19 protein-coding genes and 1 tRNA gene are annotated in these 25344 nt (G+C 52.8%); 15 read left to right on the top strand and 5 right to left on the bottom strand.

From position 1 onward, the window contains the following. The first annotated feature begins 15 nt into the window (after positions 1–15). The 11 genes from CHL74_RS01140 (at position 16) to CHL74_RS01090 (ending at position 14906) form a co-directional block, all read left to right on the top strand. Positions 16–2175 carry a penicillin-binding protein gene (locus CHL74_RS01140; protein ID WP_094879296.1) on the top strand — a complete coding sequence of 720 codons (2160 nt, stop codon included), beginning with the start codon at positions 16–18 and terminating at the stop codon, positions 2173–2175. Between the two features lie 48 nt (positions 2176–2223). Continuing rightward, a complete protein-coding gene (locus CHL74_RS01135) occupies positions 2224–3669 on the top strand; it encodes a UDP-N-acetylmuramoyl-L-alanyl-D-glutamate--2,6-diaminopimelate ligase (protein ID WP_094879295.1) in 1446 nt (481 codons plus the stop codon). Positions 3670–3728: 59 nt separating this feature from the next. Then, on the top strand, positions 3729–4997 hold the full coding sequence (gene mraY, locus CHL74_RS01130; protein ID WP_094879294.1) for a phospho-N-acetylmuramoyl-pentapeptide-transferase: 1269 nt from the start codon (positions 3729–3731) through the stop codon (positions 4995–4997). Between the two features lie 21 nt (positions 4998–5018). After that, the gene (gene murD / locus CHL74_RS01125; protein WP_094879293.1) at positions 5019–6350 is read left to right on the top strand and encodes a UDP-N-acetylmuramoyl-L-alanine--D-glutamate ligase; all 1332 of its coding nucleotides are present in this window, start codon (positions 5019–5021) and stop codon (positions 6348–6350) included. Between the two features lie 51 nt (positions 6351–6401). After that, on the top strand, positions 6402–7748 hold the full coding sequence (locus CHL74_RS01120) for an FtsW/RodA/SpoVE family cell cycle protein (protein ID WP_094879292.1): 1347 nt from the start codon (positions 6402–6404) through the stop codon (positions 7746–7748). A 96-nt stretch (positions 7749–7844) separates the two neighbouring features. Beyond that, positions 7845–8957 (top strand): undecaprenyldiphospho-muramoylpentapeptide beta-N-acetylglucosaminyltransferase, encoded by a 1113-nt coding sequence (gene murG / locus CHL74_RS01115; protein WP_094879291.1) that lies wholly within the window; start codon positions 7845–7847, stop codon positions 8955–8957. A gap of 17 nt (positions 8958–8974) precedes the next feature. After that, entirely contained in the window at positions 8975–10354 is a 1380-nt protein-coding gene (murC, locus tag CHL74_RS01110; protein WP_094879290.1) for a UDP-N-acetylmuramate--L-alanine ligase, read from the top strand. Positions 10355–10399: 45 nt separating this feature from the next. Next, positions 10400–11479 carry a cell division protein FtsQ/DivIB gene (locus tag CHL74_RS01105; RefSeq protein WP_094879289.1) on the top strand — a complete coding sequence of 360 codons (1080 nt, stop codon included), beginning with the start codon at positions 10400–10402 and terminating at the stop codon, positions 11477–11479. A gap of 78 nt (positions 11480–11557) precedes the next feature. Continuing rightward, positions 11558–13015: a cell division protein FtsA gene (ftsA, locus tag CHL74_RS01100; RefSeq protein WP_094879288.1), complete on the top strand. Its 1458-nt coding sequence runs from the start codon at positions 11558–11560 to the stop codon at positions 13013–13015. Positions 13016–13054: 39 nt separating this feature from the next. Further along, positions 13055–14398, top strand: a complete 1344-nt coding sequence (ftsZ, locus tag CHL74_RS01095; protein WP_094879287.1) for a cell division protein FtsZ — start codon at positions 13055–13057, stop codon at positions 14396–14398. A 58-nt stretch (positions 14399–14456) separates the two neighbouring features. Continuing rightward, positions 14457–14906 carry a GatB/YqeY domain-containing protein gene (locus tag CHL74_RS01090; RefSeq protein WP_094879286.1) on the top strand — a complete coding sequence of 150 codons (450 nt, stop codon included), beginning with the start codon at positions 14457–14459 and terminating at the stop codon, positions 14904–14906. Between the two features lie 546 nt (positions 14907–15452). On the opposite strand, the gene CHL74_RS01085 is transcribed toward CHL74_RS01090, so the two are convergent. Continuing rightward, the gene (locus tag CHL74_RS01085; RefSeq protein ID WP_094879285.1) at positions 15453–16928 is read right to left on the bottom strand and encodes a DUF3843 family protein; all 1476 of its coding nucleotides are present in this window, start codon (positions 16926–16928) and stop codon (positions 15453–15455) included. Positions 16929–16994: 66 nt separating this feature from the next. Next, positions 16995–17720, bottom strand: a complete 726-nt coding sequence (recO, locus tag CHL74_RS01080) for a DNA repair protein RecO (protein WP_094879284.1) — start codon at positions 17718–17720, stop codon at positions 16995–16997. Between the two features lie 133 nt (positions 17721–17853). Here recO and CHL74_RS15665 point away from each other — a divergent pair. Next, positions 17854–17925: transfer RNA gene (locus CHL74_RS15665), tRNA-Glu, on the top strand. 30 nt (positions 17926–17955) lie between these two features. Then, complete coding sequence (rpsT, locus tag CHL74_RS01075) at positions 17956–18210, top strand: 30S ribosomal protein S20 (protein WP_094879283.1); 255 nt, start codon at positions 17956–17958, stop codon at positions 18208–18210. A gap of 186 nt (positions 18211–18396) precedes the next feature. Here the strand turns inward: rpsT and CHL74_RS01070 are convergent, their stop codons facing one another. Continuing rightward, entirely contained in the window at positions 18397–19068 is a 672-nt protein-coding gene (locus CHL74_RS01070) for a hypothetical protein (RefSeq protein WP_094879282.1), read from the bottom strand. 161 nt (positions 19069–19229) lie between these two features. On the opposite strand from CHL74_RS01070, the gene gyrB reads away from it, so the two are divergent. After that, positions 19230–21203, top strand: coding sequence for a DNA topoisomerase (ATP-hydrolyzing) subunit B (gene gyrB, locus CHL74_RS01065; protein WP_094879281.1), 1974 nt, complete (start codon positions 19230–19232; stop codon positions 21201–21203). A gap of 93 nt (positions 21204–21296) precedes the next feature. Next, positions 21297–22229, top strand: coding sequence for a hypothetical protein (locus CHL74_RS01060; protein WP_094879280.1), 933 nt, complete (start codon positions 21297–21299; stop codon positions 22227–22229). Positions 22230–22269: 40 nt separating this feature from the next. Here CHL74_RS01060 and CHL74_RS01055 read toward each other — a convergent pair whose 3' ends face one another. After that, on the bottom strand, positions 22270–24654 hold the full coding sequence (locus tag CHL74_RS01055) for an ABC transporter permease (RefSeq protein WP_094879279.1): 2385 nt from the start codon (positions 24652–24654) through the stop codon (positions 22270–22272). A gap of 11 nt (positions 24655–24665) precedes the next feature. Beyond that, a complete protein-coding gene (locus tag CHL74_RS01050) occupies positions 24666–25343 on the bottom strand; it encodes an ABC transporter ATP-binding protein (protein ID WP_094879278.1) in 678 nt (225 codons plus the stop codon). Between the last annotated feature and the right edge of the window lies 1 nt (position 25344).

Genomic DNA, 25344 nt, shown 5'->3' with positions numbered 1-25344 from the left:
GAAACAGGGAAAGATATGAGCTTATTCAACGATAAGAAATCAATGCCACGATACAGTGTCATCGCCATCATAATAACATTTATAGCGCTGGCTGTGCAGGTGAAGACTCTGTATATAATGACAGCAGAGCGCGATTTCTGGACGCAGGTGGGCAACCGCGTTAAGAAAGACAGCATTACCACACGACCTATAAGAGGCAACATCCTCAGCTGCGACGGACAGCTCATGGCGTCGTCGCTGCCTAACTTTAAGCTCTACGTGGACTTCAACGCCATACACAACGCCAAGAACGACTCGCTCTTCGAGGTGAAACTGGACTCCATCGCCAACGGACTGAGCGCCATCTTCCCCGAGAAGTCGGCGAAGGAATTCAAGGAACACCTCATGGAGGGATTTGAGAAGCGACACACGAGCTGGGCTATATGGAAAAGAAGAGTAAGCTACAGCACGATGTGCGAGGTGAGAAAGCTGCCCGTCTTCCGTCTCAATCCTAACAAGGGAGGATTCAAGGCTGACTCGTACGAGGCGCGACAGAGACCTTACGGATCGCTCGCAAAGCGTACCATCGGTTCGCTGTTCGGCGAGAAAGACTCGGCGGTGTGCGGACTGGAGCTTTATTACGACTCGCTGCTCAGAGGCGAGAAAGGCATACGTCACGTACGCAAGGTGCTCAACAGATACCTGCCCATCGACGATACGCCGCCGGTAAACGGATATGACATCGTCACCACAATAGACGTGTCGATGCAGGACCTCGCCGAAAGAGCGCTGCTCAAGGAGCTGAACAAGATAAACGGCAACGTGGGTGTGGCTATCGTCATGGAAGTGGCTACGGGCGACATCAAGGCGATGGTAAACCTTCAGAAGATGCCGAGCGGACAATACGCCGAGGCACAGAACCATGCCGTGAGCGACTTGCTTGAGCCGGGTTCGGTGTTTAAGACGGCGTCCATAATGGTGGCGCTGGAGGACGGCGTGGTCGACACGACGTACCGGGTGGACACGGGCTGCGGCGTGTGGCCCATGTATAAGCGCGAGATGAAGGACCACAACTGGCGACGCGGAGGATACGGCATGCTGACGTTGCCGCAGACGCTGTGGGTGAGCTCCAACATCGGTGTGAGCCGAATCATCGACGACCACTATCATAACAACCCCGAGAAATTCGTCAAGGGCATATATCGTCTCGGACTCGCCGACGACCTGAAAATACCGCTCGGCGCTGCCAAGCCACGCATCCGTATGCCGAAGAAGGACAAGACGGGCAGACAATGGCTAAACTGGAGCGACACGGCGCTGCCGTGGATGAGCATCGGCTACGAGACGCAGGTGCCGCCAATATCGACGCTGACCTTCTATAACGCCATAGCCAACGGCGGCAAGATGATGCAGCCAAGATTCGTCAAGGAGATACGCGACAACGAGGGAATGACGAAGGAATTTCCGCCCGTGGTGCTCAGAGAGAGCATCGCCAAGGAAACCACCATAAAGAAGATAACCACCATCCTCGAGCAGGTGGTGCGTCTGGGCTTGGGAAAGAAAGCCGGATCGACGTCGTTCCTCGTGGCAGGCAAGACGGGTACGGCACAGATATCGAAGGGTGCAGCCGGATATAAGAGCGGACAGATGAACTATCTGCTCTCGTTCGCCGGATTCTTCCCCGCTTACCAGCCTATGTACAGCTGCATCGTCTGCATACAGAAGTCGGGTCTGCCGGCATCAGGCGGCGGCATGAGCGGCGTGGTGTTCCACGAAATCTCGGAGGGCATCATGGCGCAGACCAACAAGCTGAAGCTGGAGGCATCTGACGCACGCGACAGCAACTCCATACTGGTGCCGGACGTGAAGAACGGCAACATCCTCGCTGCCGACTACGTGCTCTCGCAGATCGGGCTCAAGCCAAGAGCCGACTGGGACGGCGACTATATGCACGGCAACCCCATCTGGGGACGCGCCGACAACAACGGACACAACGTGACGTTCACCAAGGAGGACATGACACATAAGGACATCATGCCCGACGTACACGGAATGGGCGCACGCGACGCCGTCTACCTCATAGAGAAAAGAGGATTGAAGGTGAAAATCCAGGGCCGAGGCAAAGTGGTGGAACAAAGCATCGGCGCCGGAGAAAAGATAAAGAAAGGAATGACTTGTTCCCTTAGATTGGCATAAAGATTGCCGACCGACGGGATATGACAATAAAACAAACATAAAGATATTATGAAACTGAAAGAACTGTTCAAGGACATCACCATAAAGGCCGTCAAGGGCAACGATGATGTGGAAATCACGGGAGTGAACATCGACTCACGTCGCATCAAGGAGGGTCACCTCTTCATTGCCATGAAGGGCACACAAGTAGACGGACACAAATTCATACCAAAGGCCATAGAGCTCGGCGCAAAGGCTGTGCTCTGCGAGGACATGCCGGAGGAGACTGCAGAGGGCGTATGCTACGTGCAGGTGGACTCTACGGAGGATGTCGTAGGTCAGGTGGCTACCACTTTCTACGGCGACCCGTCAAGAAAGCTGAAGCTCGTGGGCGTGACCGGAACCAACGGAAAGACCACCATCGCCACCTTATTATATAATATGTTCACGAAGCTCGGACACAAGTGCGGTCTGCTCTCAACGGTCTGCAACTACATCATTGACGAGCAGATCCCGGCTGACCACACCACACCGGACCCCATAGAGCTGAATATGCTGCTCGACAAGATGGTGAAGGCGGGATGCGAGTATGCCTTCATGGAGTGTTCGTCACACGCCATCGCACAGAAGCGCATCGGAGGACTGAGCTTCGCTGGAGGCATATTCACCAACCTCACACGCGACCACCTCGACTATCACAAGACTTTCGAGAACTATCGCAACGCTAAGAAGGCGTTCTTCGACGGTCTGCCCAAGACAGCTTTCGCCATAACCAACGCCGACGACAAGAACGGCATGGTGATGGTGCAGAACACAAAGGCTCAGGTGAAGACTTATTCCACTCGCGCCACAGCCGACTTCAAGGCACGCATCATCGAGTGCCACTTCGAGGGAATGTACCTTGAGATGGACGGCCATGAGGTTGGCGTACAGTTCATTGGCAAGTTCAATGTCAGCAATCTGCTCGCTGTATACGGTGCTGCCGTTATGCTCGGAGCCAACAAGGAGGACGTGCTCGTGGCTATGAGCACACTGCACAGCGTGAGCGGACGACTGGAACCGATACAGTCGCCGGAGGGCTATACGGCTGTCGTGGACTATGCACACACTCCCGATGCTCTGGAGAACGTGCTCAACGCCATACATGAGGTGCTCAACGGAAAGGGACACGTCATCACAGTATGCGGAGCAGGCGGCAACCGCGACAAGGGCAAGCGTCCGCTCATGGCGCAGGAGGCTGTACGTCAGAGCGACCGCGTCATAATAACAAGCGACAACCCACGCTTCGAGGAGCCGCAGGACATCATCAACGACATGGTGGCAGGACTGAACGCCCAGCAGATGAAGAAGGTGATAACCATCACTGACCGACGCGAAGCCATCAAGGCTGCCTGCATGATGGCAGAGAAGGGCGACGTAATCCTCATCGCAGGAAAGGGACACGAGACCTATCAGGAGGTAAAGGGCGTGAAGCACCACTTCGACGACCATGAGGTGGTACGCCAGTGCTTTTAAGTTGTAACGGCTTGCCGCAACAACTCGAAATTCAAAACTCAAAATTCAAAATTCAAGACATGTTATACTATCTTTTCCGCTTCCTTGAGCAATACGGCTTCAGCGGCGCCCACATGTGGGGATACATATCGTTCCGCTCTCTGCTGGCTCTGATTCTCTCGCTCGTAATCTCGGCATGGTTCGGCGAGAAATTCATCAAGTATCTCAAGAGCAAGCAAATAACCGAGACACAACGCGACGCAAGCATCGACCCGTTCGGTGTCAAGAAGATCGGCGTGCCATCAATGGGTGGCATCATCATCATCGTCTCCATTCTCGTGCCCGTGTTGCTGCTCGGACGCCTCCGCAATATCTATCTCATACTGATGATCGTAACGACGGTATGGTTGGGATTCCTCGGAGGAATGGACGACTTCATCAAGATATTCAAGCACGACAAGGAAGGTCTGAAGGGCAGATACAAGATTGTCGGACAGCTGGGCATAGGACTTATCGTAGGACTGGTGCTTTGGTCATCGCCCGACGTCAAGATGAACGAGAACCTCACGTACGTCAAGCAAGGCAACGAAGTGGTGGTGAAGCATCAGACTGAAGCGCATAAGTCGCTGAAAACCACCATACCCTTCGTAAAGAGCCATAACCTCGACTACTCGCGCATAACGAGCGTATTCGGCGAGCATCGCGTGGCAGCAGGATGGATTCTCTTCGTCATCATGACCATCTTCGTGGTGACGGCGGTCAGCAACGGAGCCAACCTCAACGACGGAATGGACGGAATGTGCGCCGGCAACTCTGCCATAATAGGTGTGGCGTTAGGCATACTGGCGTACGTCAGTTCGCATATCGAGTATGCCAGCTACCTCAACATCATGTACATCCCCGACTCGCAGGAGCTGGTGGTGTTCCTCTGCGCCTTCGTAGGTGCGCTGATCGGATTCCTGTGGTATAACGCTTACCCCGCGCAGGTGTTCATGGGCGACACCGGATCGCTGACCATCGGCGGCATCATCGCCGTGTCAGCCATCATCATACACAAGGAGCTGATGCTCCCCATACTCTGCGGCATCTTCTTCGTGGAAAGCCTGAGTGTCATCATCCAGGTCTACTACTACAAGCTCGGCAAGCGTCGCGGCATAAAGCAGCGCGTATTCAAACGCACTCCTATACACGACAACTTCCGTACACAGCAGTCGCAGCTCGACCCCGAATGTCACTATCTCTTCACCAAGCCGAAGGGAGCCATCCACGAGTCGAAAATCACAATACGCTTCTGGATCACCACCATCATCCTGGCGGCACTGACCATCATAACTCTAAAGATAAGATAAGGCTAACGTAACAGTAAAGAAATGAAAAGAATCGTTATACTCGGAGCCGGCGAGAGCGGAGCCGGCGCAGCCGTCCTGGCAAAGAAGGAAGGTTTCGACGTGTTCGTCAGCGACATGTCAGCCATCAAGGACAAGTACAAGAAGCTGCTCGACGACCACGCCATCGAGTGGGAAGAAAAGCAGCACACGGAAGAGAAAATCCTCTCCGCCGACGAGATAATCAAGAGCCCCGGCATACCCAAGGAGGCTCCTATGGTGAAGAAAGCCATGGAGAAAGGCATACACATCATCAGCGAGATAGAGTTCGCAGGACGCTATACACGCTCGAAGATGATATGCATAACCGGATCGAACGGCAAGACCACCACCACGTCGCTTATCTACCATATCTTCAAGACAGCTGGTTACGACGCCGGACTGGCAGGCAATATCGGACGCTCACTGGCACTTCAGGTGGCAGAGGATCCGCACGAATACTACATCATAGAGCTTAGCTCGTTCCAGCTTGACAACATGTACGACTTCCATGCCGACATCGCCATCCTGCTGAACATCACACCTGACCACCTCGACCGCTACGACTTCTGCATGCAGAACTACGTGGACGCCAAGATGCGAATCATACAGAACCAGACACAGAGCGACTCATTCATCTACTGGAACGACGACCCCGTCATCAAGCGCGAGCTGGAGAAGTATGACATAAAAGCCATACAGTATCCCTTCTCTGAGCTGAAGGAGCACGGATCAATAGGATATATGGCTGACGGCGAGTACACCATCGAGAAGCCGACACCGTTCAACATGGAGCAGGAAGAGCTCTCGCTCACCGGCAAACATAACATCTACAACTCATTGGCAGCAGGTATTGCAGGCGACATCAGCGGCATCAAGAACTCCGTGATACGCCAAAGCCTCAGCGACTTCCCCGGTGTGGAGCACCGTCTGGAGAAGGTCTGCAAGGTGGGAGGCGTGCAGTATGTCAACGACTCGAAGGCGACAAACGTGGACGCTTGCTGGTATGCTCTCGACAGCATGAAGACACCGACCATCCTTATCTTGGGTGGAAAGGACAAAGGCAATGACTACAACGAGATAAAGGAACTCGTGAAGGAGAAGTGTAAGGCTCTCGTTTTCCTCGGAGCCGACAACAAGAAGCTGCACGACTTCTTCGACGGAATGGGCATCACCATCCGCGACACACACTCCATGAAGGACTGTGTGGAGGCTTGCCATGAACTTGCCGAACCCGGCGACACCGTGCTGCTCAGCCCCTGTTGCGCCAGCTTCGACCTCTTCAAGAACATGGAGGACCGCGGCGAACAGTTCAAGACGCTCGTGCGAAGCCTATAGACCCCACGTAAACCATAGCCATCACACAATAAGCCCGGACAATAACAATATATGAGCAATACAATAGGCAACCTATTCAAAGGCGATAAGGGAATATGGATGGTGTTCTTCTTCCTTTGCATCGTCAGCATCGTGGAGGTATACTCTGCCTCTACAATGCTTACATACAAAGGAGGAAGCTACATTGCACCGATTCTGAAGCACATCTTCCTACTCGGCTTGGGACTGACAGCAATGGTGGTGACCGCCAATATCAACTGCGGATACTTCAAAGTCCTGACGCCATTCATGCTGTTTGGCGCCATACTCCTCCTTGCCGTCGTATTCTTCATCGGTTCAGCCACCAATGGTGCGCAACGATGGATAAATATCGGCCCTATACAGTTTCAGCCATCTGAGATAGCGAAAGGCGCATTGATACTGTCAACGGCACAGATTCTCAGTTCACTGCAGACTGAAAAAGGAGCTGATCCCAGAGCCTTTAGGTATATTTTGTGGGCCAGCGCAGGAATAATACCTCTGATTATGTCGGAGAACCTGTCTACAGCCGCACTTCTGAGCGCTGTCATACTGATGATGATGTTCATCGGACGCGTTCCGATGAAGCAGATAGGCAAACTCCTTGGCACAGTGGTCATATTGGGAGCCTTCATGCTCTCGATGATTATGGTATTCGGCCATGCGGAGGAAAATCCAAAGGCAGACAAGCAGAACCTCACCGAACTGGTGCAGAAAGAAAACAAGGAGAAGAAGGAAAAGACCATCATGGGGAGCGTATTCCACCGCTTCGACACATGGAAAGGACGTATAGAAAAGTTCCTTGACGGCAAGGAACTTACGCCTAAGGATGTCGACCTCGACGACGATGCGCAGGAGTCGTACGCCAAGGTGGCGATAGCCACGTCCAACGTGGTGGGCAAAGGACCCGGCAACTCAGACCAATGCGACTTCATCTCGCAGGCGTTCTCCGACTTCATCTACGCCATCATCATCGAAGAAATGGGCATAGAAGGAGCGTTCGGCGTGGCGATGCTCTACATAATATTGCTGTTCCGAACCGGAAGAATTGCCAGCCGGTGCGAGTCAAGCTTCCCGGCGTTCCTCGCTATGGGACTGGCTCTGCTGCTCGTCACGCAGGCACTGTTTAATATGATGGTGGCTGTAGGATTGGCGCCCGTAACCGGACAGCCGCTACCACTGATCAGTAGGGGTGGAACATCCACCATCACCAACTGCATTTACATCGGTGTAATTCTGAGTATCAGCCGCTCCGCCAAGCGCAAACAAGAGCTGGTGGTGGAGCCAATGCCACAAAGCAGTGACGCTTCGGAAAGCAGCCCAATAAGCACCATAACCAATACCGACAACGCCAGCAAGACTGACAATGCCGGCGAATAAACATACGACATAAAAATAGCACAATAATAATCAGCGCAATACTGAGCTTTGTCAGAAAAAATGATTAATTTTGTGATTTGAAAGAAACTTGAGAAAATGGAAAAAGACATCAGAGTCATAGTCAGTGGCGGAGGAACAGGAGGACACATATTCCCTGCCGTCTCAATAGCAAACGCCATAAAGGCAAAACGTCCCAACGCAGAGATACTTTTCGTAGGAGCATTGGGCAGAATGGAGATGCAGCGCGTACCCGCCGCAGGATACAAGATAATAGGTCTGCCGGTAAGAGGTTTCAAGCGACCGCTGTGGTCGCCTGCCAATATCGGAGTGGCTCTCGACTTTCTCAAGAGCAAGCGCATGATAAGGAAGACCATCAAGGAGTTTGCTCCTGACGTGGTGGTGGGAGTAGGAGGATACGCCAGCGCAGCGACGCTCGACGCCGCAAGCAGCCTCGGAATACCAACGCTCATCCAGGAACAGAACTCATACGCTGGAGTGACCAACAAGCATCTCGCTGCCAAGGCAAAGAAGATTTGCGTGGCTTACGACGGCATGGACAGATTCTTCCCCGCAGACAAGATCATCAACACCGGCAACCCAGTGCGACAGAACCTCATCGAGACAACCATAACACGTGAGCAAGCCATCGAGTCGTTCGGACTGGATCCGCAGAAGAAGACCATCCTTCTCGTCGGAGGAAGCCTCGGAGCACGCACTGTCAACGAAAGCGTTCTGCAGCATCTCGACCTCGTTGAGAAGAGCGGAGTGCAGTTTATCTGGCAGACGGGCAAGTACTACAGCGCCGCTGTGGCTGACCGCCTCAAGGACCACAAGAAGCTGCCGATGCTGAAAGTGTGCGACTTTATCAGCGATATGGGAGCCGCATACAAGGCTGCCGACCTCGTCATCAGCCGCGCCGGAGCCAGCTCCATCAGCGAGTTCTGCCTCATAGGCAAGCCCGTTGTGCTCGTACCGTCGCCCAATGTGGCTGAAGACCATCAGACAAAGAACGCCATGGCTCTCGTAAACAAGAACGCCGCACTCTATGTCCGCGACGCCGACGCGCCCCAGACACTCCTACAGCTCGCCGTAGACACCGTCAAGGACGACGAGCAACTGGCACAACTGTCAGAGAACATCAAGAAACTCGGAAAGCCGAACTCTGCCGACGTCATCGCCGAAGAGGTTCTGAAGCTTGCAGGAAAATAAAAAAAACAAAGAAGAAAATGGAATTCAAAGATATCAAGTCAGTATATTTCGTGGGAGCAGGTGGCATCGGAATGAGCGCCATAGCACGTTACTTCATCCGCAAGGGAGTGGTTGTAGCTGGATACGACAAGACACCTTCAGCCCTGACACACCAGCTTGAGCGCGAGGGAATGCTCATCCACTATGAAGAGAACGTCAACGAGATTCCGCACGCATGCCGCGACCCGAAATCCTGCCTCGTAGTCTACACACCGGCGATACCCGCCGAACACAAGGAACTGCAGTTCTTCCGCAACGGAGGATTCGAGATCGAGAAGCGAGCCCAGGTGCTCGGTACGCTCACACTCGCACACCACGGACTATGCGTGGCTGGCACACACGGCAAGACATCCACTTCCACAATGTGTGCACACATCATGCACCAAAGCCACATCGACTGCAACGCCTTCCTTGGAGGAATATCCAAGAACTACGGCACAAACTACATTCTTTCTGATCAAAGTGACTATGTAGTGATAGAAGCAGACGAGTTTGACCGCTCATTCCATTGGCTGCGTCCATGGATGACCGTCATCACTGCCACAGACCCTGACCATCTCGACATCTACGGCACCAAGGAAGCCTACCTCGAGAGCTTCCGCCACTACACCACACTCATCCAGCCGGGCGGCGCACTCATCATCCACCGCGACCTGGAGATGAAGCAGGACGTGCAGGAAGGCGTAAAGGTTTACGACTACAGCCGCGACGAGGGCGACTTCCATGCCGAGAACATCGTCATCGAGAACGGAGAGATAACATTCGACTTCGTTTCGCCCATCGAGACAGTCAAGGGCGTTGAGCTCGGGCAGCCCGTTCCCATCAACATCGAAAACGCCGTGGCTGCCATGGCAATGGCACAGCTCGCCGGATGTAACGCCGAAGAACTGAAGTACGGCATGAAGACATACCGCGGAGTGGAGAGACGCTTCGACTTCAAAATAAAGAACGACAAGCACGTGCTCCTCTCTGACTATGCCCACCACCCGAAGGAGATTTATCAGAGCGCCAAGAGCATACGCGAACTCTATCGCAACCGTCATATCACAGCAATCTTCCAGCCGCACCTCTATACCCGCACTCGCGACTTCTATAAGGACTTCGCAGATGCGCTCAGCCAGCTGGACGAGGTGATCCTCTGCGACATCTATCCCGCTCGTGAGCAGCCAATACCGGGCGTAACGTCGCAGCTGATTTACGACAATCTCAAGCCGGGCGTAGAGAAGAGCATGATACACAAGGAAGACGTGCTCGACCTCGTGAAGAACCGCGACTTCGACGTGCTCGTAATACTCGGAGCCGGTGACCTCGACAACTACGTTCCGCAGATAGCAAAGATAATAGAGGCTAAAGGCTAACAGAACAAAAGACATCAATATCCACAATCACAAGAAAGACGTAAAGTGAAAAAGAACTGGAGCAAAATACTCTTCATCGCCAGCGATGTAATACTCGCCGTTTACCTGCTCTTCGCGTTTACAACCGTAAGCAAGAAGAGCAGCGCTACGACGGTATGCTCCAAGGTGGACATACGTATAGCTGATGAAATGACCAACGGCTTCCTCGACGCCGCCACCGTGAAGCACAATCTGCAGAAAGCGGGATGCTACCCCGTCATCAACAAACCCCTGACGGACGTAAACACACGAAGCATCGAGGAAGCGCTCATGCTGCGCACACCCTTCGTCAAGACAGCGGAATGCTATAAGACGGAGGGCGGCAACGTATATATCACCGTCACTCAACGAATGCCCGTGATAAGGATAAAGGCGGAGAACGGGGACGACTATTACGTGGACGACAACGACCGCGTGATGAAAAGCTCCAGCTACACCTCTGACCTCATCATCGCCACGGGAAACATCAACAGACAGTACGCCACACGCTATCTCTCGCCGCTCGGAAAGGTGATAATGGGCAACGAGCTCTGGAAGAACATCATCGAGCAGGTGAACATCCTGCCGGACAGAAGCGTAGAAATAGTGCCGCGTGTCGGCGACCATATCGTGTGTCTCGGACCGCTGCCTGCTTACAAAGGGAAGAACGGCGAGAAGGAGATACAGGAATTCATGGCACGAAAGATGGGACGACTCGTCAAGTTCTACAAGTACGGACTGAACAACGTGGGATGGAACAAGTACTCGTACATCGACATCCAATTCGACAACCAGATAATCTGTCGGAAGCGAGATGCCGCCCTGCACGCCAGCTCCACCCCTGCCCCACCCGTCGCAAACAATGAGCCAGCTGCGCTCTCGGAAGGAGAGAACACGGCTGCACCAGCCGCAGCCGACAGTCAGACTGATTCAGGGAAGAAGACTGACGAAAAGAAAGAAAAGGCTGACAGCAACACTAGAACAAATAAGGCTGAAAGCAAGAAGGCTTCCAAGGCTGAAGGCAAAAAGACATCTGACAAGGAAAGCAAGAATACTTCAAAGAAGGAAAGCAAGAAAGCTTCCAAGAAGGAAAGCAAGAAGCAGTAAGACGCCATTGGCAGCTGATGCCTAAGACAAAGAATCAAGTAACCGGAATACAAACAAACAACAATACATAAGAAACGTATGGCAAAGGAATTTATAGTAGCTATTGAGCTAGGGTCGTCGAAGATGACCGGAATTGCAGGGAGGAAAAACCCCGATGGCAGCATGACTATCCTTGCTGTTGCCAAAGAAGACTCCACCTCGTACATACGCAAAGGTGTTGTCTACAACATCGACAAGACAGCACAAGGACTCAGCAATATCATCTCCAAACTCAAGAATACACTACAAACTGACATAACACAAGTATACGTAGGCATAGGCGGACAGAGCATACATAGCATCAACAACTCCGTAATAAAGGATCTGCCCATCGACGCCATCATATCTCAGGATATGGTGAACGAGCTGATGGACAACAACCGCAACATGACCTACCCCGAATACGAGATACAAGACGCCGTAACAGAGGAATATAAGGTTGACTCGCAGTATCAGGACGATCCCGTGGGCATCCAGGCCAAGCACCTCGAAGGCAACTTCCTCAACATCGTATGGCGCCGCTCATTCTACCGCAACCTCAACAAGAGTCTGGAGAACGCAGGCATCACCATTGCGGAGATGTATATAGCACCGCTCGTAATGGCGGACAACGTGCTCTCGGAGGCAGAGAAGCGTGCCGGTTGCGTGCTCGTCGACCTCGGTGCGGAGACCACCACCATGTCCGTATACTATCGCAACAAGCTGCGCTACATAGCTGTCATCCCGCTCGGCGGAAACAACATCACAAAGGACCTCGAGTCGTTGCAGCTTGAGGAAAACGAGGCAGAAGCGCTCAAGACAAAGTACGGTTCGGCTTACACCGACCCCGCAACTATCGACCCCAACGAGGTTATCAACATCGACAGCACACGAAGCATCAAGCGCGTGCAGCTCGTTGACGTCATCGAAGCCCGTACACTCGAAATCATCGAGAACGTGCGCAACCTCATTCCGGCTGAATACGCTGACAAGCTCATCTGCGGCATCGTGCTTACCGGCGGCGGCAGCAACATGAAGAACATCGAGACTGCCTTCCGTAACGCCACCAATATGGAGAAGGTACGCGTGGCAAAGACCACAGCCATCAACATCAACTCGAAGGATTCGGTACGCGGCATAGCAGAGGACGGAACCATGAACACCATTCTCAGCCTCGTCTCTAAGGGAACAATGAACTGCGCAGGACGCGAGTTCAGCAACACTCTCTTCGGCGACGACCTCAACACCGCCACTACAACCTCAACCACGCAGACCACCACCGCTACAACCGGCACCGCCATCGACGCTGCAGCAATGGCTGCACAGAGAGCAGAGGCTGCACGCAAGGCGGAAGAGGAGAGAAAGCGCCTTGAGGAAGAGGAGAGAAAACGTCAGGAAGAAGAGGAAAGACTGAAGAAGGAGGAAAGCAAGAAGAAGCCGTCATTCTTCAAGAGAATGAAAGACTCGCTCACCAACTTCGGCAAGTCGCTCGTCGAGCCTGAGAACGACAACAACTAAAGACACATACACACTACATAACATAACGGAGACATTACCATGCCAGACAACAATACAAACACAATGGTGGACTTCGGAACACCAGAAAAAGAGAACACCATCATAAAGGCCATTGGCGTAGGTGGCGGTGGCGGCAACGCTGTCAACCACATGTACAAGCAGGGCATTCACGACGTCTCGTTCGTTCTCTGCAACACCGACAACCAGGCACTCAGCGACTCCAGCGTGCCCGTACTGCTGCAGCTCGGCGAAGAGGGACTCGGTGCTGGCAACAAGCCCGCCAAGGCACGTAAGGCTGCCGAGGACAGCATCGACGCCATCAAGGAAATGCTCAACGACGGCACCAAGATGGCTTTCATCACGGCAGGAATGGGTGGCGGAACCGGAACGGGTGCCGCACCTGTCATCGCACGAGTATCGAAGGAGATGGGCATCCTCACCGTAGGTATCGTCACCATACCGTTCCGCTTCGAGGGCAAGCGCAAGATAGACCAGGCGCTCGACGGCGTGGAGGAGATGGCGAAGAACGTGGACGCTCTGCTCGTCATCAACAACGAACGCCTCCGCAAGATCTATCCTGACCTCACCGTGCTCAGCGCCTTCGAGAAGGCTGACGACACGCTCAGCGTGGCTGCCAAGTCTATCGCAGAGATCATCACCAACCACGGTCTTATCAACCTCGACTTCAACGACGTCAAGACTGTGCTCAAGGACGGTGGCGTGGCCATTATGAGTACGGGCTACGGCGAGGGCGAAGGCCGTGTGAAGCAAGCCATTGAGGACGCTCTCAATTCACCGCTTCTCAACGACAACGACGTGTTCAACGCCAAGAAGATTCTGCTCAGCATCAACTTTGCCAAGCAGAGCAACAACGGTGAGGCACAGAACGAAGGTGGCTTGATGATGGAGGAGATGAACGAGGTGAACGACTTCATGGAACAGTTCGGCTCGGACTTCGAGATAAAATGGGGTATCGCGCTCGACCCGGAGCTTGGCAAGAAGGTGAAGGTAACTATTCTCGCCACCGGTTTCGGCATCAAGGACGTGCCCGAAATGGACACACACATCGCACGACACACTCAGGAGGAAGAGGAAAAGCAGACCGAGATAGACATCCGCAAGGACGGACGACGCGAACGCTACTACGGTACCGGCAACGACGGCGGCACCATCATCAAGCATCGTCCCCACATCTATCGCTTCCGTCCCGAAGAACTCGACAACGAGGAGGTTATCCTCACCGTTGAGTCAACCCCGACATACAAGCGCACGCTGCAGCAGGTAAACGAGCTTCGCCGCCGTATCAACGAGGGCAACAACGAGACTGTGGCAAGACAGAAGGAGGAGGACGACTCCGTACACGGCACCATTTCCTTCAAGTAAGCAACGGCTGTAGGGATAACAAGGCAACAATACATAAACAATAAACACACACACTATTATGGCACTCTTTGAAACTATAAGCGAAGACATCAAGGCAGCCATGAAGGCACGCGACAAGGTGCGCCTCGACACGCTGCGAAACATCAAGAAAGTATTCCTTGAAGCAAAGACAGCTCCGGGAGCCAACGACACCCTTGAGGACGCTGACGCCATGAAGATATTGCAGAAACTCGCCAAGCAAGGCCACGAAACAGCCGACACGTTCATCGCAGCAGGTCGTCAGGACCTCGCCGACGTGGAGCTGGCTCAGGCGAAGGTCATCGAGGAATATCTACCGAAACCTCTCACAGAGGCTGAGATTGAGGAGGTGGTCAAGGCGGTGATAGCCGAGACTGGAGCCTCAACGATGAAGGACATGGGACGCGTCATGGGCACTGCCTCAAAGAAAATGGCTGGCAAGGCTGACGGCAAGACCATCTCTGCAATAGTGAAGAAACTGCTTGCATAACATACCAAACAGACATAACGCTGCAATAACCACGTTATAGCAGACTTAAAACGAAAAAACAACCGCGGCATGGTAACGATGTTACCAAGTCGCGGTTGTTTTTTTATGCCATGCAAATATCGTACAAGCAGTAAAATCCTGTTACAAAATAAAAATTGATTCTAGAGGTCAGATTTGCTGTTTTTACGGTGTTATGATGTGCAAACAGCACCAATGCTTAACAATAGTGCCACTTTTATCATACAATAGTGCCACTATTAGAGTGTAAAAGTGGCACTATTGTATGATAAAAGTGGCACTATTGGAGTGTAAAAGTGGCGCTATTGCAGAGAAAAGAGGCTCATTTGCGAGTCTGATTTCATAACGCTTCGCCAGAAATCCGTATAACTCGCTGTGTATAAGCACATTGTTTCTAAACGCTCAAAACTCGAGAATTTCGCACCAAAGATTTTGTTGTGCGCCAAGCTCATAGTATTGAGCATCAGGAATGCAAATATTGTCTTCGTCAGAAACTAAAAGACCAGCATTTTACATCAGTTCTGCGGTTTAGTAGAGGTTGCCCTGCATCATTCTTGAGAGGAAGTCGAAGTTGTCATGGACAATCTTCTTTCCTGCCTCTTCGCCGCCCTCACAGTTGATGGTAGCCTCGGGCAGCATATCGTTGCCAACGAGATAGCGCACCATGTCGCCGTCCATTCCGAAGAGCTGAGCGAATGTATTGGTCTTCGCAAACTCTGCGTCGTAGTAAGGATTCTTATCGTCCTTGATAAACTTAGCCACCTCGGGATAGAAGCAGATGTTGAGGTCGCGCTCACGGACAAAGAGCGTAAAGGTGATGTTCTGTTCCTTCGGCAGCTGCAAGGTCTCCACTCGCTGTGCCGGCATCTTCACCGTATCCTTGAGGAACGACTTCATCTTGTCCGCGTTGGCGAAATAGAAGAGTGGCGATCCGCCGTTGTCTGCGATGAGATTCTCGCGCTCGTCCTTGCTCTGATTGCGCTGCGCTTCACGCGACTTGCGCTCCTCGTCGAAGGCTTTCGTGTCAGGCGCCCAAGAACTTTCGGTGCCGAGATAATAGCGGTCGCCATACTTAACGAAGAACGAGAGGACGGTCTTGCTGCTGTAGCAGTCGTCTGACGGCATACCCATGTCCTCGTCCGTTACGTGGAACTTCTTTCCTTCGAGCGTCTCCAGCGTGAATCCCTTGCCGTGTTCAGCCTCAACAATCTTGTAGAAGTCGAACGGCAGGTATTCCTGTTCCTTCACGCGGGCAGCCTCCTCCTTGGCTCCGTTATAGTCGAGCAGCATACCGAGCCATTCGTTCGGACGCAGAGCCAGCGGCTGCAGCTTGTTCTCGTATACAGCCACACACTCCGACACTCTCAGCGCCAGCTGCGGCGGGCAGTTCATGTTGCGTGAGAAGCGCATGCCCTGTTGCATGGTTATGTCAATGGCGTGCTCGTTGCAGGTGAGATAATTGGTGAAGAAGAACCACTTCTGAGCGTCGCGCTGCATGGTGAAGACGTTCTCGAAAGCGGGATGAGCGAAATATTCCTTCAGCTCCTCGTTTACGGGCATCTCCTCGAACTTACGGTCCATCAGTTCGCCCACCACCTCTGAGGCATACTCCACGGCAAGCGTGTCGGGCGAAACGATATATCCCGGCTCGGTGCGCGAGATGAAGAGCCAGATGAGGAATCGGATGTCCACGTTGTTAGGCTCGTCGCGATAATACTGCTTCTCGTCCACGTCGAAGAAAGGCAGGTAGCGGCCGTAGAGCTGGTGCATGCGCTCCGTGAACGAATACCACATACCCAGGTCAGAGAGCACGTCCTCGTAATACATCGTCAGCACGATGGCGAGTTCCTTGACGTTGCGTCCCTCAAATCCCTGTATATTCTGTTTTGCCAGCAGTTCGGCAAGTTCGGTGGCGAATCTGGCGTAAGTAGAGTCGGTCTGGCATTTCAAGCCAAGCGGATGACGGTTGGCAATGTCCAAAGCAGCAATTCTGATTGTTTTCATTTTCTATATAAGTTATAGGTTTATTTTTATTTCCTTATTTATATTATTAATGTATATATACGCACCTCACACGAACAGCGTGCGCAGCACTGGCAGCGACTTCATTTCGGGGAAGTCGGGCTGGTGCAGCCTGTAGTAGGTAAGGATGACGTCCAGTATGCGCCCGCGCTCCTGTCTGGAGATAGCCAGGAGGTGCATCGTGGCATAACTGAGACGCATCAGCAGCTTTATCTTTGATGCTTCATGGGGCGGAAGGAAGTCGGGGTGAGGGGGCGCATTGTCGACAAAACAGCCGCCGCGCATATCGAAACAGGCATCGTCCTGTGCGTCATACAGGTTGGGGAAGAAGCCCACGAAGCGCGTAAGGTGTAGCATGTAGACGATGTGGAAGTTGGCAAAGTCGCCCTGACAGGCATCCAACCATCTTATGCTGTTCTCCACGAAAGCGTAGAGACAGTCGTCGCGCTGCTCTGACCGCGTGGCGTAACTCGTAAACTCGGCAATGAAAAGCGCTATCGAGAGTTTCCTTGCGTCGAACGGAATCGACACGGCAGGGAAAGCCACGGTGGCTTCCTTGATGCGTCCCAAGCGACGTTGCGGGCGATGGTCGAAGCAGACTGACAGGATGGTCAGCGGCTGCAGCATCGGCGTCTTGCGCACGGAGCGCCTCGAACGTGTCACGGAGATGATGAAAGAGAGTCTTCCATACTCCTCTGTAAGCAAATCAGCGATGACTTGCGACTCACCGTATTTCAGCGTGTTAAGCACTATGGCGCGAGTGTTTACGAGCATTTTCAGTGTATTTTGGTCGATTTAAGGGCAAAATTACTGAAAAATGAATGATTTAACGAAAAATTTTGAAGGAAAATTTGTGTGTCCTAAAATAAAGTCGTACCTTTGCATCCGCAAAATTGAGGTCAATAATGGTCCCTTCGTCTATCGGTTAGGACGAGAGATTTTCATTCTCTAAAGAGGAGTTCGACTCTCCTAGGGACTACAATAAAAATAAAAAAGAAGAAATAACAAGATGGCAAATCACAAATCATCATTAAAGAGAATCCGTCAGGACAAGGCAAAGGCTTTGCACAACAGATACTATGCAAAGACTATGCGCAACGCTGTTCGCAAGTTGCGCGCAATGACTGATAAGGAAGAGGCTGTAAAGCTCTATCCTTCAGTTCAGAAGATGCTGGACAAGTTGGCTAAGACCAACATCATCCACAAGAACAAGGCTGCAAACTTGAAGTCAAGCTTGTGCCTGCATATCAGCAAGCTCGCCTAAGCCCGTCTGCTGACAAAAACATACTGAGGTCATGTTCCGCAAGGAATATGACCTCTTTTTTGTTTAAAGCTGAGAGTTTTTTAAGTTGAGAATTGAGAGTTGAGAGTTATGATTACCTTTTTAACTCTCAATTCTCAACTCACAACTCTTAACTCTCAATTCTCAACTCTCAACTCACAACTCTCCTCATCTGCTCAGATAGCCTTCTCCTTTTGCCGGTATCAGCCATTTTTCTATCTCGGGATAGCGCAGCCTGTATTCAGCTCCTGACGTGCCTCTTGCCGGACCAATCACTATCACCCATCCGTCAATGAACGCCACGTCGCCTACATAGAGAGCGTCAGGGGACGACACCTCCATCGGCAGGTCGCCGCGATACTGCCACATAAGGCGCTTTATCTGCTTCTCGTCGCAGCTGAACACCTCCTCCGGCGTTATCCTGTGGCCGTCTCGCTTAGAGAATGTAGCAACCGAACTGGCGATCCACGCCACCGAATCACGATCCGTCACCACCGCCTCGTAGCTTACGCACGTCGGATCCTCATAGAGCCACGTGATGTTTACCTCACGGTGTCCGTCACCCGTCTTTACGAAATCGGCAGCCACAGCGCCCAGCAAGCGTCCGAAATCGTCCGCAGACATGCCGCTCACGTCCTGCTCAGCCATCGTTCCATCCACCTCAAGTATCTCACCTATCCATTCCTTTGCAGCAGCCATGACCTCCCTGCCTCCACCGACAGGAAAGTCGACGGAAGCCTCATACCTGACGCTGCCCGAACCCTCGCGGCACGACAGCGGCACAACGTCGAAATAGTCGGCTGCGGCAACCGCCGGCATCGACATGACGAACTGTAACATAACAATCGAAAGCATTTTTCTATTCATACTGCAAAATTATGGATAATTTCTGAAATATCAGCATACAAACAGAAATTCAAAACGGCTAAATATTAACATTATAATTTCTGAAAATCACAAAAAATCAGTACCTTTGTAGTCTATAATACACAACATCAAAAATGGCAGAAACACAGAACGCCGGTAACAACTATTCGGCAAGCAACATCCAGGTCCTCGAAGGACTTGAGGCAGTGCGCAAGCGCCCTGCGATGTATATCGGAGACATCAGCGAAAAGGGTCTCCACCACCTCGTCAACGAGACCGTTGACAACTCCATCGACGAGGCGATGGCGGGCTATTGCACGGACATCGAAGTGACCATCAACGAGGACGAGTCGATAACCGTTCAGGACAACGGACGAGGCATCCCCGTGGACGAGCATAAGAAGCTGCACAAGTCGGCACTTGAAGTGGTAATGACCGTCCTCCACGCCGGAGGCAAGTTCGACAAGGGCTCTTACAAAGTCAGCGGAGGTCTGCACGGTGTGGGCGTGAGCTGCGTAAATGCGCTCTCCACTCACATGAAGTCGCAGGTGTTCCGTGACGGCAAAATCTATCAGCAGGAGTACGAGAAGGGCAAGCCGCTCTATCCCGTAAAGGTTGTAGGCGAGACCACACAGCGCGGTACACGCCAGCAGTTCTGGCCGGACCCCACCATCTTCACCACCACTCACTACCAGTGGGACATCGTGGCACGCCGCATGCGTGAGCTGGCTTTCCTTAACGCCGGCATCCGTATCACGCTCCGCGACATGCGCCCCGACGAGGAAGGCAAGACACGCGAGGAGGTATTCCACGCCAAGGACGGACTGAAGGAGTTTGTGCGTTACGTAGACCGTCACCGCACCCACCTCTTCGACGACGTCATCTATCTCAAGACAGAGAAGCAGGGCATACCCATCGAAGTGGCTGTCATGTATAACAACGATTACTCGGAGAACATCCATTCTTACGTTAACAACATCAACACCATAGAGGGCGGTACGCACCTCACCGGCTTCCGCGCCGCTCTCACACGTACGCTCAAGGCTTACGCAGACGCTGACCCTGCCATCTCAAAGCAGATCGAAAAGGCTAAGATTGAGATTGCAGGCGAGGACTTCCGCGAGGGACTCACCGCTGTTATCTCCATCAAGGTGGCTGAACCGCAGTTCGAGGGACAAACCAAGACCAAGCTCGGCAACAGCGAAGTGGCTGGAGCCGTGCAGCAGGCAGTGGGCGAGGCTCTCAGCAACTACCTGGAGGAGAACCCGAAGGAGGCAAAGATGATCTGCGAGAAGGTCATCTTAGCTGCCACAGCACGTATCGCAGCACGCAAGGCACGTGAGAGCGTGCAGCGTAAGAACCCGATGACGGGTGGCGGTCTGCCCGGCAAGCTTGCCGACTGCTCCAACCGTGACCCCAGCAAGTGCGAGATATTCATCGTCGAGGGTGACTCCGCCGGCGGATCTGCAAAGCAGGGACGCGACCGTTACACTCAGGCCATCCTCCCGCTGCGAGGCAAAATCCTCAACGTGGAGAAGGTGATGTGGCACAAGGTGTTCGAGTCTGAATCGGTAATGAACATCATCCAGAGCATCGGCGTACGCTTCGGCGTTGACGGCGAGGAGGACAAGGAGGCCAACATCGACAAGCTCCGCTACGACAAGATTATCATCATGACCGATGCCGATGTCGATGGTTCGCACATCGACACGCTCATCATGACTCTCTTCTATCGCTTCATGCCGAAGGTAATCCAGGACGGACACCTCTATATCGCCAACCCGCCGCTCTACCAGTGCTCTTACAAGAACAAGGTGAAGCAGTACTGCTACACGGAGCAGGAGCGCCAGGCGTTCCTCGACACCTACGGCAACGGCAGCGATGACGGCAAGGCCATCCACACACAGCGCTATAAAGGTCTGGGTGAGATGAACCCTGAGCAGCTTTGGGAGACCACTATGGACCCCGCAACACGCCGACTCAAGCAGGTTACCATCGACAATGCCGCCGAGGCAGACGAGATTTTCTCAATGCTTATGGGCGACGATGTGGAGCCACGCCGCAAGTTCATCGAGGAACACGCCACATACGCCAACATTGACGCATAAAGATTAATACATACAAACATCAAGGGCTTGCACCATGTGACTCTATTGCTGACTCACGGTGCAAGCCCTTTTCGCTTTCACACTTTCATACAAATGCAGCGCATTCTCCTTCTTCTTATCATCGTCTTCTCTGCCATCACAGCCTCAGCGCAACCCTTCGGTGGACGCTGGATGACCGCTGGCGGCGCAAACGGCACGGACTGCCTTTGGTTCCGACGCACTTTCATCGCCAAGGAATGCCCTTATCGCGCCGCTGTGACCATAGCAGCCGACTGCCGTTATGTTCTTTACGTCAACGGCAGGAACGTCTCTACGGCGCTCTATACGCCCTCTGACAGACGAATGCCGTCCTGCTCCACCTACGACGTGACACGTTTCCTGCGCCCCGACACCAACATTGTGGCTGTCCGGACCAGCCCTTCGCTGCTTCGCCGTGAGGCTGCCTCGCTTGCAGTGAGCTTCTTCGGCAGCGACATTATGGGCGAACGGTTCGCTTGGAGCACTGAGGAAGGATGGATGTCTTGCCACGCCGGCAGATGGATGACGGAGGAAGGAGAAACTATGGACGCCTCGGAGGACATCCCCCACCCTGCATACGGCGACATGGCGACAGCCCTTTGGCAGCCAGCCGTCCCCACGGAAGGCTATCCGTCAGCATCCGTACATGACAATGGAGTGACAGCGGAGAGCATCTTCGGCTACAGTCACCACTCGTACAACACGCTGACAGACAACGTTCAACGCGCTCACACTATTCTCCGCCCACGCTATTTCGACATCATAGACAGCCATTCCGTCTCGTACGATTTCGCCCCAGGATTCTTCGGCTTCGTACGTGTCACGCTGCGAGGATGCCGCCGTGGCGAACGCATAAGAATAGGCAACCTCCTTTACGTCTGCTCCGGCGAGATAGACGAGCAAGCCTTCGCCCGCTTCAATCCCGCATTCATGCGAAAGATAACCATCAGCGGCGACCGCCATTTCAAGCCAGAACAAGTGCAGGAAGTGGAGGGAATTTGCTTGTAAAAGCACTGCCTACCATAGCAGCCCAACCGCTAAACTGCAATTATTCCGTCTTTATGCTTTCCACCGGGTTTGCCGTTGCCACTCGCCACGACTGCACCACTACCGTCAGCACCACTACTGCCGATACAGCTACGAAGCTTATGGGGAAGAGCCACCAGTGTATTGGCGTGTGCTCGGCGAAGCTTTGCAGCCAGCTGTTGCTGAGCCACCAGCCTATCGGAGCCGCTATGACGAAGGCTACGACGAGGGGAACGGCGTAACGCAGAGCGAAGAGACTGACCACGGAGCCTACTGACGAACCCATTACCTTGCGGATGGCTATCTCCTTACGACGGTATTCGGTCTCGAACATTGTCAGAGAGAAGACGCCGATGACGGTTATGATGATGCAGATGATGGCGAAAAGCTTCACTTGCGAGATGAAGCGGAACTCTTCTATATAGGTCCACTGCAAGTCGTCGTCAAGGAAATCCATCTCATACTTCTGCGATCCGTCCAGCTTGTTCAGAACTTCGGCTATGCGATGCTTTGCCTCTATCTTATCCTGACCCTTCGCCACTCGTACGAACACCTGATTGCAGCGATCGCCCCACTGTTCCATATCGGGACCGAAGATGATGAACGCCACAGCCACATTGCTGTTGTCGCAGCGCATAGACTTGAGTTTGAAGTTGTTGCAGGTGCCAACAATGAGATAATTGCTCGTTGGTCCCCACTCGTTCTGACGACCTATGGAGTCGCCTACCGCCAGCCATTTGTATTGTTTCATGGCAGCCTCGTTGAGCACGTAGGCACCCGTCTTCATGTCCGCCTCGCGGAAGTCGCGACCTTCCGTAATCTTCAGCTGCATGGTGCGCAGATATTCATAGTCGCAAGGCAGCACCTGAAGCGTCATTTGATGCTCGTTAACGCCACGTCCCCAGCTCATATAACCATCACTTGTGCCGATGGCATTCTGCGCAAAACCGACGCTTTCCACGAACGGAAGCTTCTTCAGTTCGGCACGTATGGCATCCCTCTTAGCCTTCGCCTCCTGCGAAAGCCAAGCATAGAACACCTCGTTCTTGTTGAATCCGTAGTCGCTGTTGAAGATGTAGCTCGACTGGTTCGACATCACACCTATATATATAGCCAATGCGAAAGCCACGCAGAACTGTACCGCCATGATAGCCATACGCAGACGTCTGCCGCGCGGCGAGAGTCCGAACGATCCTTTCAGCACCATTGCCGGCGCGAACGACGTGCTGTAAAAGGCAGGAATCATTGCCGACAAGGCACCCACGACGAGAGCCGAAACAGCCATTGCCGCAGCCAGAACCATGTGTGAAGCGAAATGGATGTCGCCCGAAACCAGCTTCATGCAGGTCTCGCTGCGCTGGAAGGCAACAATAAGCAGAATGCCTATAACCAATCCCACGAAGGCAAAGACCACATTCTCCAATATCATCTTCATTCGCAAACTTCCTATAGAAGCTCCCATAACACGGCGGGTATTGATGCCACGCATGCGCATCGGCACCTCAGAAAGCGAGAAGTTTAGCAGATTGAGCATGGCAATGAACAGCACAAACACCGACGCAACGGTCAGGACATCCACCAAGCCACGATTGCCACGGTCTTTCGGACCTACGCCTGAGAAATATATGTCGTCCACGGGAGTGATGCGGATTTTCATGTTGACCTCCTTGTCAAACTTCTTCTCGTCCTTCTCGCTATAGCCGTTTTCTTTCATAAAGGCAAGTTTTATGGCACGCTCCACTTTCTTAGGGTTGGCACCTTTGTCGAGTAGCATATAGACATTAAAGCTCCATTCGCTCCACTCATTCATCACACTCTCGTTCTCGCATGTATACACGCCGTTTGGCAGGGTGCAGTTGTCGGGCATATCCTCGCTCACACCTACCACGGTAACGGTAGTTTTGGTTTCATTGTTATTTTCACCCTCAAACGTCTTGCCTACTGCGTTCGCCGTGCCGAAAATCTTCTCGGCTGTGCTTCGGTTTACAATAACATTATGTTTTCCATCTGCACATGTCTTGCTTGAGCCTGACAGCAGCTTGCCTGTGAAGAACTCTATGCCAGGCATGCCCATAGTTATCACAGGAACTGCTATGGTGCGGTTGCCCACCTTGACGTCTGAATCGTGTACATACGGACTGATATAGGTGACGTCCTTCACCTGCGGTATTTCCTTGAGTAATGTCACGAACGGGCGACAGACATTAGCTCCCCATACATCGCCAAAGTTGCCATATATCTCCAAGCGATACATGTGCTTGTAGTCGTGAATGTTATGGTTATACGTGCGGTTGTATATCACCTGCGTCATGAACAAATAGAACGTGGCTACGGCTACACCCAAGCCCAGGAGATTGAGCAGAGTGGCTACGCGGTAGCGACGAAACATGTATAATAAGCTTTTCATACGCTATCCTCCTAAAGAATATTTTTATTCTCCACTACTTGTCCGTCGAACAAGTTGATAATTCTGTTTGCCATCTTGGCGTCGTGCTGCGAGTGGGTCACCATCACGATGGTGGTTCCTTCGGCGTTGAGCTGCGAGAGCAGTTCCATTACGGCGAGTCCGCTCTTCGAGTCGAGATTACCTGTCGGCTCGTCGGCGAGTATGAGCTTCGGCTTGCCCACCACGGCACGTGCTATAGCCACACGCTGCTGCTGACCGCCGGAGAGTTGCTGCGGATAATGCTTGGCACGCTGGCAGAGTCCCACCTTGCGCAGAATCTCAGTTACGCGTTCTCGGCGTTCCTTGGACGGTACATTGAGGTAACGTAGCTGCAGGTCTACGTTCTCCTCTACGGTAAGCTCGTCGATGAGATTGAAACTCTGGAAGACGAAGCCTATCCTGCCGCGACGATACTTCGTGCGTTCGCTCTCCTTCAGCTTGCCAACGGGTTCGCCGTCGAGCCAGTACTCGCCGCTGTTGGGATTGTCAAGGAGTCCGAGGATGTTGAGGAGCGTCGACTTGCCGCAACCGCTCGGTCCCATTATGGCGACAAACTCGCCGTCTTCCACGTTTATGCTAACACCGTTGAGAGCCACTGTCTCCACTTCTTCCGTGCGGAAGATCTTCGAAAGATTTTCTGTCTTTATCATG

Source organism: Prevotella sp. 885, assembly GCF_002265625.1.
GTDB lineage: Bacteria > Bacteroidota > Bacteroidia > Bacteroidales > Bacteroidaceae > Prevotella.
This window is presented reverse-complemented; position numbering and strand designations above follow the sequence as displayed.